The 12,574-nt window shown below is 68.5% G+C and carries 11 protein-coding genes; 9 read left to right on the top strand and 2 right to left on the bottom strand.

Annotated elements, in window-relative coordinates; all coding sequences use genetic code 11:
• Positions 1-62: 62 nt before the first annotated feature.
• From ileS to ndk, 4 genes are read left to right on the top strand one after another with little or no spacing between them, the layout of a single operon-like run.
• On the top strand, positions 63-3,449 hold the full coding sequence (gene ileS / locus HWD99_RS15425; RefSeq protein ID WP_241797075.1) for an isoleucine--tRNA ligase: 3,387 nt from the start codon (positions 63-65) through the stop codon (positions 3,447-3,449).
• A complete protein-coding gene (locus tag HWD99_RS15420; RefSeq protein WP_241797074.1) occupies positions 3,446-4,798 on the top strand; it encodes a folylpolyglutamate synthase/dihydrofolate synthase family protein in 1,353 nt (450 codons plus the stop codon). The genes ileS and HWD99_RS15420 overlap by 4 nt, the downstream gene beginning before the upstream one ends.
• Positions 4,795-5,208: a DUF4233 domain-containing protein gene (locus HWD99_RS15415; RefSeq protein WP_241797073.1), complete on the top strand. Its 414-nt coding sequence runs from the start codon at positions 4,795-4,797 to the stop codon at positions 5,206-5,208. The genes HWD99_RS15420 and HWD99_RS15415 overlap by 4 nt, the downstream gene beginning before the upstream one ends.
• A gap of 1 nt (position 5,209) precedes the next feature.
• On the top strand, positions 5,210-5,626 hold the full coding sequence (ndk, locus tag HWD99_RS15410; protein WP_241797072.1) for a nucleoside-diphosphate kinase: 417 nt from the start codon (positions 5,210-5,212) through the stop codon (positions 5,624-5,626).
• Between the two features lie 87 nt (positions 5,627-5,713).
• Here ndk and HWD99_RS15405 read toward each other — a convergent pair whose 3' ends face one another.
• Entirely contained in the window at positions 5,714-6,331 is a 618-nt protein-coding gene (locus tag HWD99_RS15405) for a vitamin K epoxide reductase family protein (RefSeq protein ID WP_241797071.1), read from the bottom strand.
• A gap of 283 nt (positions 6,332-6,614) precedes the next feature.
• Here HWD99_RS15405 and HWD99_RS15400 point away from each other — a divergent pair, with 283 nt between their 5' ends.
• The gene (locus HWD99_RS15400) at positions 6,615-9,131 is read left to right on the top strand and encodes an Rne/Rng family ribonuclease (RefSeq protein ID WP_241797070.1); all 2,517 of its coding nucleotides are present in this window, start codon (positions 6,615-6,617) and stop codon (positions 9,129-9,131) included.
• Here HWD99_RS15400 and HWD99_RS15395 read toward each other — a convergent pair.
• Positions 9,096-9,362 (bottom strand): DUF4031 domain-containing protein, encoded by a 267-nt coding sequence (locus HWD99_RS15395; protein ID WP_241797069.1) that lies wholly within the window; start codon positions 9,360-9,362, stop codon positions 9,096-9,098. The genes HWD99_RS15400 and HWD99_RS15395 overlap by 36 nt on opposite strands.
• Positions 9,363-9,573: 211 nt before the next feature.
• On the opposite strand from HWD99_RS15395, the gene rplU reads away from it, so the two are divergent.
• From rplU to proB, 4 genes are all read left to right on the top strand, one after another.
• Positions 9,574-9,882, top strand: a complete 309-nt coding sequence (gene rplU / locus HWD99_RS15390) for a 50S ribosomal protein L21 (RefSeq protein ID WP_028501602.1) — start codon at positions 9,574-9,576, stop codon at positions 9,880-9,882.
• 18 nt (positions 9,883-9,900) lie between these two features.
• Positions 9,901-10,158 (top strand): 50S ribosomal protein L27, encoded by a 258-nt coding sequence (gene rpmA / locus HWD99_RS15385; RefSeq protein ID WP_028501603.1) that lies wholly within the window; start codon positions 9,901-9,903, stop codon positions 10,156-10,158.
• A gap of 128 nt (positions 10,159-10,286) precedes the next feature.
• Positions 10,287-11,789, top strand: a complete 1,503-nt coding sequence (gene obgE, locus HWD99_RS15380; protein WP_241797068.1) for a GTPase ObgE — start codon at positions 10,287-10,289, stop codon at positions 11,787-11,789.
• The gene (proB, locus tag HWD99_RS15375) at positions 11,786-12,571 is read left to right on the top strand and encodes a glutamate 5-kinase (RefSeq protein WP_241797067.1); all 786 of its coding nucleotides are present in this window, start codon (positions 11,786-11,788) and stop codon (positions 12,569-12,571) included. Before obgE ends, proB begins: the two co-directional genes overlap by 4 nt.
• Positions 12,572-12,574: the final 3 nt, after the last annotated feature.

Genomic DNA, 12,574 nt, shown 5'->3' with positions numbered 1-12,574 from the left:
CCGGAGACGATCCGGACGGATCGTCCTCGCAGCAGCATCCGCCACGACTCCTGCGAGACGACATGACCTACCCGCGTTCCTCCTTCGGCCCCGCCGCCGACCAGGCTGCCTCCGTCGCCCCGAGCCCCCGGTTCCCCGAGATCGAGCGGGAGGTGCTCGACTTCTGGGAGACCGACCAGACCTTCCGCGCCTCCATCGAGCAGCGCGAAGGCGACGACGAATGGGTCTTCTACGACGGCCCGCCGTTCGCCAACGGCCTCCCGCATTACGGGCACCTGCTCACGGGCTACGCGAAGGATGTCTTCCCGCGCTTCCAGACCATGATCGGCAAGAAGGTCGACCGCGTCTTCGGCTGGGACACGCACGGTCTGCCTGCCGAGCTCGAGGCCATGAAGCAGCTCGGCATCACCGAGAAGAGCCAGATCGAGGAGATGGGCATCGACGTCTTCAACGCGAAGGCGAAGGACTCGGTGCTCAAGTACACACATGAGTGGCAGGACTACGTCACGCGTCAGGCCCGCTGGGTCGACTTCGAGCGCGGCTACAAGACGCTCGACCTCGGGTACATGGAGAGCGTGCTCTGGGCGTTCAAGACCCTGTACGACAAGGGCCTCGCCTACGAGGGATACCGGGTGCTGCCGTACTGCTGGCGCGACGAGACCCCGCTGTCGGCGCACGAGCTGCGCATGGACGACGACGTGTACCAGAACCGGCAGGACCCGTCGGTCACCGTCACGTTCCCGCTGACGGGCGCCAAGGCCGAAGCCCTCGGGCTCACCGCCGTGCGAGCGCTGGCCTGGACGACCACGCCCTGGACCCTCCCCACCAACCTCGCGCTCGCCGTGGGGCCGGACATCGAGTACGTCGTGCTCCCCGCCGGACCCGGAGGCGCTGCCGACGTGCACGCCGCCGAAGGATCGACGGATGCCGCGATCGAAGCGTCCGCGCACCGCTACCTCCTGGCCCGCGAACTGCTCGGCGGCTATGTCAAGGAACTCGGCTACGAGAGCCTCGACGACGCGCTCGCCGCGGTGGACGCGACGGTCCGGGGCGCGGAACTGCAGGACGTCACCTACGACCGGCTCTTCGACTACTACGCCGACACCGAGACGTACGGCACCGAGAACGCCTGGCGCATCCTGGTCGACGACTACGTCACCATCAGCGACGGCACCGGCATCGTCCACCAGGCGCCGGCCTACGGTGAGGACGACCAGCGGGTGGCCGGTGCCGCCGGCATCCCCACGATCCTGTCGCTCGACGACGGCGGCAAGTTCCTCCCGAACGTCACCGACGTCGCCGGCCAGCTCTGGATGGATGCGAACACCCCGCTCATCCGCCTGCTGCGGGGCGAGGGTCGCCTGCTGCGCGAGCAGAGCTACGTGCACTCGTACCCGCACTGCTGGCGCTGCCGGAACCCCCTGATCTACAAGGCCGTGTCGAGCTGGTTCATCCGCGTCACGGACATCAAGGACGATCTGCTCGCGAACAACGAGCAGATCACGTGGGTGCCCGAGAACGTCAAGCACGGCCAGTTCGGCAAGTGGCTCGAGGGCGCGCGCGACTGGTCGATCAGCCGCAACCGCTACTGGGGCTCGCCGATCCCGATCTGGAAGAGCGACGACCCCGAGTACCCGCGGGTCGACGCCTACGGCTCGCTCGAAGACCTGGAGCGCGACTTCGGCACGCTGCCGCGCAACCCCGAGGGCGAGATCGACCTGCACCGTCCGTACATCGACGACCTCACGCGTCCGAACCCCGACGACCCGACCGGCGCGAGCACGATGCGCCGCATCGAGGACGTCTTCGACGTGTGGTTCGACTCGGGATCGATGCCGTATGCGCAGGTGCACTACCCGTTCGAGAACCAGGAGTGGTTCGACACGCATGCCCCCGCCGACTTCATCGTCGAGTACATCGGGCAGACGCGCGGCTGGTTCTACGTCATGCACGTGCTGTCGACCGCGCTGTTCGACCGCCCGGCGTTCACCGGTGTGAGCTGCCACGGCATCGTCCTCGGCAACGACGGCTACAAGATGTCGAAGTCGCTGCGCAACTATCCCGACGTCTCCGAGGTGCTCGACCGCGACGGCTCCGACGCGATGCGCTGGTTCCTCATGTCGAGCTCGGTGCTCCGCGGCGGCAACCTGGCGGTGACCGAAGAGGGCATCCGCTCGGGCGTGCGCGAGTTCCTGCTTCCGCTGTGGAACTCCTGGTACTTCTTCGCGACGTATGCGAACGCGGCGAAGGCCGGTGGCTACGAGGCGACGTGGCGCACGGACTCCACCGACGTGCTCGACCGCTACATCCTGGCGCGTCTCGGAGACCTCGTCCGCGAGGTCCGTGCCGACCTCGAGGGCCTCGACTCCACGACGGCATCCGCTCGTCTGCGCGACTTCGCCGAGGTGCTCACCAACTGGTACATCCGCCGGTCGCGCGATCGGTTCTGGGAGGGCTCGAGCACGGAGGCGTTCGACACGCTCTACACGGTCCTCGAGACGCTGACCCGCGTCGCCGCCCCGCTGGTGCCGCTCATCAGCGAGCGGGTCTGGCAGGGACTCACCGGTGGACGCAGTGTGCACCTGCAGGACTGGCCGGACGACTCCGCGTTCCCTGCGGCCGACGAGATCCGCGATGCGATGGATGCGGTGCGCGAGCTCTCGAGCGTCGGCAATGCCCTGCGCAAGAAGGAGAAGCTCCGCGTGCGTCTGCCGCTCGCCCGTCTCACGGTCGTCTCGCCGCTCGCGTCGACGCTCGGCCAGTTCGAGGACATCCTGCGCGAGGAGCTCAACGTCAAGTCCGTAGAGCTCGTGCAGCAGTCCGAGACGACGGCGGGGGAGTACGGCATCAGCCATCGGCTGAGTGTGAACGCCCGGGCCGCCGGTCCTCGTCTGGGCAAGAACGTGCAGACCGTGATCAAGGCCGCGAAGGCGGGTGACTGGTCGGAGTCCGACGGGATCGTGACGGCCGGCGGCATCGCGCTCGAACCCACCGAGTACGAGCTGGCACTCGAGACGACCGGTCGGCCCGACGGCGAGGCGCTCGCGATCGTCCCCTCGGGCGGATTCGTGCTGCTCGACACGCAGACGACCCCCGAGCTCGAGGCAGAGGGGCTCGCTCGCGACGCGATCCGCGTGGTGCAGGAGGCCCGCAAGAACGCCGGCCTCGACGTCAGCGACCGCATCGTGCTGGCACTGAACGCGACCCCGGAAGACGCGGCGGCCCTGACGGCGCACGCCGATCTGATCTCGCGGGAGACCCTGGCGATCGCGTTCGCCGCGCAGCCGACGGAGGGACTGGACGCGGTGGTCGACGACGTCTCGAGCCCCGGCGACGGAGTCTTCCGCTCCGGAGCCCGCGCGCTCGGCTCGTCGAAGGGACCGATCATCGTCACGATCGACGCCACCGCCGTCGTGCGGGACGCCGCGAAGGAAGGAGCGTCGTCATGAGCGCTCGCGACCGGGCGGATGCCGTCTACTCCACGCTGCTGAGTCGAGCGGGCGAGCGATGGGTGCAGCCGCGCAAGGAGCGCACGGCCCGCATCCTCGCCTTCCTCGACGACCCGCAGCGGACGTATCGGGTCGTCCACATCACGGGAACGAACGGCAAGACGTCGACCGCGCGCATGATCGAGAGCCTGCTGCGCGCGCACGGACTGCGCACGGGCCTGTTCACGAGCCCGCATCTCGAGCGATTCACCGAGCGGATCATGATCGACGGCGAGCCGATCGATGATGCGGCCGTCGCCGACGCCTGGGACGAGATCGAGCCCTTCGTCGAGATCGTCGACGCCGAGCTCGAGGCCTCGGGCGAGGAGCCGCTCACGTTCTTCGAGCTGCTCACGGTCCTGGCCTTCGTCGCGGTCGCCGATGCGCCCGTCGACGTGCTCGTGCTCGAGGTCGGGATGGGGGGCGAGTGGGATTCGACGAACACCGCCGACGGTGACGTCGCGGTCTTCGCACCCATCGACATCGATCACGCCGACCGTCTCGGCGGCACGATCGCCGAGATCGCGAAGGTCAAGTCCGGGATCATCAAGGAGGGTGCGGCCGTCGTCTCGGCGCAGCAGCCCGCCGAGGCCGCCGAGGTGCTCCGGAGAGCGGCCGCGGAGAAGAACGCGACCATCGCCTTCGAGGGCGACGAGTTCGGGCTGACCGTGCAGAAGCTCGCCGTCGGGGGACAGCTCCTCTCGATCCGCGGTCTCGCGGGCGAGTATCTCGAGGAGTACCTGCCGCAGTACGGTGCGCACCAGGGTCACAACGCCGCGCTGGCCGTGGCCGCGGTCGAGTCGCTCATCGGCGGGGGAGAGCAGCGCATCGCCGACGACATCATCTCCGAGGGGCTGCAGGGCGCGACATCGCCGGGACGCCTTCAGCTGCTCGGGATCTCGCCCACGGTGATCGTCGACGCCGCGCACAACCCGCACGGCGCCGCCGCGCTCGCGCAGGCGATGGACGACAGCTTCGACTTCGACGAGTGGGGCGTCGTGCTCGGCGTGCTCGCCGACAAGGACGCGGCCGGCATCGTCGCGAAGCTCGCTCCCGCGGCCGCGCACGTGTTCGCGACCGCGCCGGAATCGGACCGCGCCAGCGATGCGGACGTCATCGCCGACCTCGTCGAGGCGCTGGGCCATCGGGCGACCGTGCACGCGACGCTCGCGGATGCCGCCGATGCGGCACGCGAGTGGGCGGCGTCGACGGATCGTCGCGCGGTCGTGATCGCCGGTTCGGTCGTGCTCGCCGGAGAGGCGATCGCGCTCGCGGAGGACGAGGACTGGAAGTCGGGGTGGCGCGCGTGAGCGCGGACTCGGTCCCGGCACGGGCCCCTCGTCCGCCGCGCACGCTCGTGCAGAAGCTCGCCCCGATCGTGCTCGGCTTCGAATCGATCGTGGTGTTCCTCGCCGGGCTCACGGTCTTCGGTCTGAAGGCCCTGCCCGCGGGCATCCCGCCGTGGTGGGGGATCGTGGGCGGTGGCGTCGTCGGGCTCGCCTGCATCGCCGTCGCCGGGATGATCACGAAGCCCTGGGCGATCACCGCGGGGTGGGTGCTCCAGGTGATCATCGCCCTGTCCGCGATCCTCGTCCCGGCGATCCTGCTGGTCGTCGTGATTTTCGGTGGCATGTGGGGGTATGCGACGATCATGGGGGCTCGATTGGACGCACGACGTCCTGCCGCGCCCGCGACCGAGACTCAGACAGAGAGTGAATGACATGGCCACCGAAGAAACCCTCGTCCTCGTCAAGCCCGATGGTGTCGCTCGCGGCCTCACCGGAGCGATCCTGGCGCGCATCGAGTCGAAGGGCTATGCGCTCGTCGACATCCGCCTGGTCGAGCCCGACCGTGACCTCCTCGCCGCCCACTACGCCGAGCACGAGGGCAAGCCGTTCTACGAGCCGCTCATCGAGTTCATGCTCTCGGGTCCGTCCGTGGCGATCCGCCTCGCGGGCAACCGTGTGATCGAGGGCTTCCGCTCGCTCGCAGGCACCACCGACCCGACGACCGCCGCACCCGGGACGATCCGCGGTGACTTCGGCCGCGACTGGGGTCTCAAGGTGCAGCAGAACCTCGTGCACGGCTCCGACAGCGTCGAGTCGGCCGAGCGCGAACTCGCGATCTGGTTCGACTGACCTGCAGTGCGCGGCGGACGCCGCGCAGACGACGAAGCCCGCTCCACTCTCGCGTGGGGCGGGCTTCGTCGTCGGTCGGCAGTGCGATCAGAAGATCATCCCGACGACCTCGCCGAGCAGGTCGAGGCCGCGCAGCTGCGCGAGCAGGATGACGAGTGCGTAGGCGAGGATCGTGGCCAGCGGCACCCAGGCCATCAGCGAGGCGCCCGCCTTCCTGACCTTCGGGCTGCGTGAGAACGTGCCGTTGCGCATCAGGTGCACCATCGTGGAGAAGAACGTGGGGATGGTCACGGCCCAGGTGAGCATGCACCACGGGCACAGCACGCCGAGGTTGGGCGCGTACAGGCTCTGCCAGATGAGCCAGCACACGAGGCCGAAGGCGAACGTGACGCCCGCGCCGAACAGACCCCAGAACCAGCGCGGGAATCGGGCCCCTGCCAGGATCGCGACGCCGACGACGAGCGGTGCCGTCCAGAGCGTGAGTCCGATCAGGGGATTGGGGAAGCCGAAGATCTCGCCCTGCCAGGACCCCAGGTTCTTGCCGCACTGGATCATCACGCTGACGTTGCAGCTGAGTTCGGCATCGGGGTTCTCGAGCTGGATGAACTTGTCGATCGTCAGCTGGAAGGCGGCGAACCACCCGACCACGCTCGCGATGATCAGCCAGACGGCGTAGACGACGGGGCGGGTGCGCTGCTCGCTCATATGTGGATTATCCCAGCGATCGCTATGGATCGGGCGAGAGAGCGCCGGGGAAAACGACGCGGAGAACAGCAGGATGCCGTGAACCGGGCCAGTTGGTGCGATAATGGCCTGTGATGCATCGCTCGACCCCGTCGAGGCCGGCATCGACGCAGACTTCGGGGCCGTATGCCCCACGCGACCAGAGCCATGAGCCGGACGCACACCGAGTGAGTTCGCAGCATCCACGGATGCCGCATGAGAATTCGCGGAGCACCAGGTGCACCGCGCGAGGAGTAAGCCAGAGATGGCCGATGAGAACAATGACTACGACGCCCCTACCCTCGACTTCCCTGCGGATGCTGACGCGCCCGCAGAGGTGACGACCGAGGCTCCGCAGGAGCCGGAGGCCGTCGAGGGTTCGCCCGCTGAAGACGCGCCCGCAGCAGAGGATGCCGCGGCCGCCGAGGACGCCCCGGCCGCCGAGGACGCCTCTGCCGCCGAGGACGCTCCCGCCGTCGAGGATGCTCCTGCCGCCGAGGACGCCCCTGCCGCCGAGGAAGCTCCTGCTGCCGAGGAAGCTCCTGCTGCCGAGGACGCCTCTGCCGCCGAGGAAGCTCCTGCCGCCGAGGATGCTCCTGCCGCCGAGGATGCTCCCGCCGCCAAGAAGGCCGTGGCCGAGAAGCCGAAGCCCGAGGTGCCGTCCGCTCCCGAGCCGCTGACCGCGGTGTCGCTGGGTCTGCTGCCCGAGGTCTTCGTGTCTCAGGTCTCGACGCAGCTGCATTTCTACGCCCCCGAGATCGTCCCTCTCCCTGCCCTCCCGGGTCGCGAGCGCGTGTTCGACCGCATCGCCGAGCGCGAGCAGGACGAGCCGGCATCGGGTCGTCGGGGCCGTCGCCGTCGCGGCGGATCCGACGAGGGAGACCAGCGCGAGCAGCGCGATGAGCCCCGCCAGCCGCGTCAGCGCGTCGTCGAGTACATCACCGAGCCGAAGGCGATCAAGGGGTCGACCCGACTCGAGGCCAAGAAGCAGCGTCGTCGTGACGGACGCGATGCGGGGCGTCGCCGTCCGGTCGTGACCGAGGCGGAGTTCCTCGCTCGTCGCGAGTCCGTCGACCGCAAGATGGTCGTGCGCTCCAAGAACGGCCGCACGCAGATCGGTGTCCTCGAGGACGGCGTGCTCGTGGAGCACTACGTCGCGCGCAACCAGGACGCGTCGCTGATCGGCAACGTCTACCTCGGTCGCGTGCAGAACGTGCTGCCGAGCATGGAGGCGGCGTTCGTCGACATCGGGCGCGGACGCAATGCCGTGCTGTACTCGGGCGAGGTCGACTGGGACGGTGTCGAGACCGGCAACCAGCCGCGCCGCATCGAGCTCGCGCTCAAGGCGGGCGACCGCGTCCTCGTGCAGGTCACGAAGGACCCGGTGGGTCACAAGGGTGCGCGCCTGACGAGCCAGATCTCGCTTCCCGGCCGCTACCTCGTGTACGTGCCCGGCGGATCGATGAACGGCATCAGCCGCAAGCTCCCCGACAACGAGCGTGCGCGCCTGAAGCGGATCCTCAAGGAGGTCCTCCCGGAGTCGTCCGGCGTGATCGTCCGCACCGCTGCCGAGGGCGCGACGGAAGATCAGCTGACGCGCGACGTGCAGCGTCTCACGACCCAGTGGGAGCACATCCGCACGCAGGTCGAGAACCAGCAGGCTCCCGCGCTCCTGCACGCCGAGCCCGACCTCCTCGTCAAGATCGTCCGCGACGTCTTCAACGAGGACTTCACCAAGATGCTCATCCAGGGCGAGGAGTCGCAGCGCACGATCCGCGCCTACCTCGAGAGCGTCGCCCCCGACCTCCTCGAGCGCGTCGAGTCCTACGAGGACGACGCCGACCCGTTCGACGCGTTCCGCATCACTGAGCAGATCGAGAAGGCTCTCGACCGCAAGGTCTGGCTTCCCTCGGGCGGCTCGCTCGTGATCGACCGCACCGAGGCCATGACGGTCGTCGACGTCAACACCGGCAAGTTCGTCGGCTCGGGGGGAAACCTCGAGGAGACGGTCACCAAGAACAACCTCGAGGCGGCTGAGGAGATCGTCCGCCAGCTGCGCCTGCGCGACATCGGCGGCATCATCGTCGTCGACTTCATCGACATGGTGCTCGAGTCCAACCGCGATCTCGTGCTGCGTCGTCTGATCGAGTGCCTGAGCCGCGACCGCACGAAGCACCAGGTCGCCGAGGTCACCTCGCTCGGCCTCGTGCAGATGACCCGCAAGAAGCTGGGCCTCGGACTGCTCGAGACCTTCAGCGAGGCGTGCGAGGTGTGTGCCGGGCGCGGAGTCATCGTGCATCACGATCCCGTCGTGAAGCACCGAACCAGCAGCAACGGCAATGGGAACGGGAACTCCTCGTCGAACCGGCGCCAGCGCGGCGGGAACAACAACCAGGCCCAGAACCAGGCGCCGGCGTCCGTGACGACACACAGCATCCCCGAGGGTGCGAAGTCCGCACTCGCGCAGATCGCCGCGTCGACGCGGGCTCCGAGCGCCGAGGATGCGGTGTCCGAGTCCGTCTCGTCGGACCAGCCTGCGGAGGCTCCGGTCGCCCAGGAGCGTCCCAAGAAGCCTCGCAAGAAGCGCGGGGCCGACCGCAAATCCCCGAAGTCGCCCGCGGAAGCTCTCCTCGATTCGGTCCTCGACGCTCTGCCGGAGCCGAAGGCACCCGGTCAGGGGCGCGGTCGTCGTCGCGTCTCGACGGCCGCCCTCACGGGAACTCCGGTCTCCGTGAACTCCGAGCCGTCAGCGCCGGTCTCGGGCGGGGATACGCAGTCCTGAGGCGATGAGCCTCCGGACCAGCTCCTTGCCGTCGACGTGATGCGCGCCGGCGGCGATGAGCCGGGGGACGAGCTCTTCCGGGACGTCGTAGTGGTCGAGGTCGAAGGCGCGCGCAGGCACGTCGTGCGATCTCGCGAAGGCGTGCAGCTCGTCCAGGTTGTCGTCGCTCACGAGATGAGCCCAGAGTCGCCCGTGTGCGGGCCAGCGGGCGTCATCCACGAGAACGGTCATCACGACAGCCTATGGCCGGACACACCAGGCGGTACGTTTTGCCACAGTGTCCTGCATCCGGTAAAGTAGTCCCTTGGTGCGCATGCCGCGTCGTCCTGGACGGTCGGAGCGGAGAGTCTTGCAGCCGCACCCGTCGCCCGCGACGCATGCAAGCAACAGTCTTCCCGTGAGATTCTCGGAGCCCCGAGCTCCCCAACGAAACAGGTATGAAGTGGTTTACGCAGTAGTGCGCGCCGGTGGGCGGCAGGAGAAGGTCGAGGTCGGCACGATCGTTCAGCTCGACCGTGTCAAGGCTGCCCAGGGCGAGAAGATCGAGCTGGCCGCAGTGCTGCTCGTCGACGGCGCCACGGTGACCACCGACGCTGACTCGCTGGCGAAGGTCAAGGTCACGGCAGAGGTCATCGGCAACCTCCGCGGCCCGAAGATCATCATCCAGAAGTACAAGAACAAGACCGGCTACAAGAAGCGTCAGGGCCACCGCCAGGAGCTCACGCGCGTCAAGATCACCGGCATCAAGTAAGACCGAGGAGACCAGGACATGGCACACAAAAAGGGCGCAAGCTCCACCCGTAACGGTCGTGACTCCAACGCTCAGCGACTTGGCGTCAAGCGCTTCGGAGGACAGCAGGTTCTCGCCGGCGAGATCATCGTCCGCCAGCGCGGCACGCACTTCCACCCCGGCGTGAACGTCGGCCGTGGGGGCGACGACACGCTGTTCGCTCTGGCCGCCGGTGCGGTCCAGTTCGGCGCGAAGGGCGGCCGCAAGGTCGTCAACATCGTCGCCGCTGCTGAGTGATCACAGCACGACAGTAGACATCCGATTCGGGGCGGGCTTCGGCCCGTCCCGAATTTCGGCTTTAGGCCGGGTTTCGGCTTCATGCCGGGTTTCGGCTTCGAGCCGAATTTCTTTATAAGGAGAGAGACATGGTCAGCTTCGTCGACACCGTGACGCTGCACTTGCGCGCGGGTAAGGGCGGCAACGGCTGTGTCTCGGTGCACCGCGAGAAGTTCAAGCCGCTCGGCGGCCCCGACGGGGGCAACGGCGGTGACGGCGGAGACGTCATCCTCGTCGCCGACACGCAGACGGGAACGCTTCTCTCGTACCACCACTCGCCGCACCGCAGCTCCGGCAACGGCGGTCCCGGAATGGGCGACCACCGCGCCGGCTTCATGGGCGAGGATCTCGAGCTCCCCGTGCCGGTCGGCACCGTGGTGAAGAACACGGCCGGCGACGTGCTCATCGACATGATCGAGCCCGGCGAGCGTTTCGTGGTCGCAAAGGGCGGACTCGGCGGTCTCGGCAACGCCGCACTCGCCACCCCGAAGCGCAAGGCGCCCGGATTCGCGCTGCTGGGTACCCCGGGCTATGAGGGCGACGTCGTCCTCGAGCTCAAGACCGTCGCCGACGTCGCGCTGGTGGGTTATCCGTCCGCCGGCAAGTCGAGCCTGATCGGGGCCATCTCGGCGGCGCGTCCCAAGATCGCCGACTACCCCTTCACCACGCTGCACCCCAACCTGGGCGTCGTGCAGCAGGGCGACTTCCGCTACACCGTCGCCGACGTGCCGGGCCTCATCGAGGGCGCCAGCGAGGGCCGCGGTCTCGGACTCGAGTTCCTGCGTCATGTCGAGCGCTGCTCGGCTCTGCTGCACGTGCTCGACTGCGCCACGCTCGAGCCGGGCCGAGACCCGATCTCCGACCTCGACGTGATCCTCGCCGAGCTCGCGGCGTACGAGGTGCCCGAGGGGCAGACTCCGCTGCTCGAGCGTCCGCAGCTCATCGCGCTCAACAAGATCGATGTGCCCGAAGCTCGTGATCTCGCCGACCTCGTGCGTCCCGACCTCGAAGCCCGCGGCTTCCGCGTGTTCGACATCTCGACCATCTCGCACGAGGGTCTTCGCCCGCTCACCTTCGCGCTCGGCGAGATCGTCGACAGATACCGCGCTGAGCTGGCCGCTGCCGAGCCCGTGCGCGAGCGCGTCGTCATCCGTCCGCGGGGATCGAAGAAGGAGTTCTCGATCCGTGTCGAGGGCGGCACGTACGGCGATCTGTACCGGATCCTCGGAGAGAAGCCGGTGCGCTGGGTGCAGCAGACCGACTTCCAGAACGAGGAGGCCGTCGGCTACCTCGCGGATCGCCTCGAGAAGCTGGGTGTCGAGGACGAGCTGTTCCGTCTGGGCGCCGTGCAGGGCTCGACGGTCGTCATCGGTGAGGGCGACAGCATCGTCTTCGACTGGGAGCCGACCATGACCTCTGCCGCCGAGCTGATGACCGCTCCGCGAGGCACCGACCCGCGACTCGCCCCGAACTCGCGTCGCACGACGTCAGAGCGTCGCGAGCAGTACTACGAGCGCATGGATGCCAAGGCCGAGGCCCGCGCCGAAGCCGAGACGCGTCGCCTCGCCACCCGCGACGAGGGTGAGGCGTGACTGCTCGCACGCGCGCGGACCTCGCGACCGCATCGCGCATCGTCGTGAAGGTCGGATCGTCGTCGATCAGCGGTGACGCGTCCTGGCGCATCCCCCTCCTCGTCGAGGCTCTCGCTGCCGCGCACGCGCGCGGCGCCGAGGTCATCCTCGTGTCGTCGGGGGCGATCGCCAGCGGCATCCCGTTCCTCCGGCTCGACGCCCGACCGACGGATCTCGCGACCCAGCAGGCCGCTGCGGCCGTGGGTCAGAACATCCTGGTCTACCGCTACCAGGAGGCGCTGCGGCCCTTCGACATCGTCGCGGGCCAGGTGCTGCTGACGACGGGCGACCTCGAGAACCCCACGTCGCGCAGCAACGCGCGTCGTGCGATGGAACGTCTGCTCGGGCTGCGTGTGCTGCCGATCGTGAACGAGAACGACACGGTCGCGACGCAGGAGATCCGCTTCGGCGACAACGACCGGCTCGGAGCGCTCGTCGCGCAGCTGACCCAGGCCGACGCGCTGGTGCTTCTGAGCGACATCGAATCGCTCTACACGAAGCCGCCGTCCGACCCCGCGGCCGAACCGATCGACGTGGTCGCGCCCGATGCCGATCTCTCCGGCCTCGAGTTCGGCTCGACGGTCGTGAACAGCGTCGGGACCGGGGGAGCGGCCACGAAGGTCTCCGCTGCTCGCCTCGCCGCCGCATCCGGCATCGGCGTGCTCGTGACGAGCGCCGACCTGGTCGGGAAGGCGCTCTCCGGGGCTGACATAGGCACCTGGTTCGAGCCCGCGCTCTCCTAGACT

The organism is Microbacterium sp. C5A9 (assembly GCF_022627955.1).
Taxonomy (GTDB): domain Bacteria; phylum Actinomycetota; class Actinomycetes; order Actinomycetales; family Microbacteriaceae; genus Microbacterium.
Note: the sequence above shows the minus strand (reverse complement) of the source record. Positions and strands in the feature narration are given on the sequence as shown.

Bases quoted from the DNA above. Each gene is read 5' to 3' on its own strand.
- ileS (WP_241797075.1), top strand. From the start codon at position 63: ATGACCTACCCGCGTTCCTCCTTCGGCCCCGCCGCCGACCAGGCTGCC.
- ndk (WP_241797072.1), top strand. From the start codon at position 5,210: ATGGCCACCGAAGAAACCCTCGTCCTCGTCAAGCCCGATGGTGTCGCT.
- HWD99_RS15400 (WP_241797070.1), top strand. From the start codon at position 6,615: ATGGCCGATGAGAACAATGACTACGACGCCCCTACCCTCGACTTCCCT.
- HWD99_RS15395 (WP_241797069.1), bottom strand. From the start codon at position 9,362: ATGACCGTTCTCGTGGATGACGCCCGCTGGCCCGCACACGGGCGACTC.
- HWD99_RS15405 (WP_241797071.1), bottom strand. From the start codon at position 6,331: ATGAGCGAGCAGCGCACCCGCCCCGTCGTCTACGCCGTCTGGCTGATC.
- obgE (WP_241797068.1), top strand. From the start codon at position 10,287: ATGGTCAGCTTCGTCGACACCGTGACGCTGCACTTGCGCGCGGGTAAG.
- rpmA (WP_028501603.1), top strand. From the start codon at position 9,901: ATGGCACACAAAAAGGGCGCAAGCTCCACCCGTAACGGTCGTGACTCC.
- HWD99_RS15420 (WP_241797074.1), top strand. From the start codon at position 3,446: ATGAGCGCTCGCGACCGGGCGGATGCCGTCTACTCCACGCTGCTGAGT.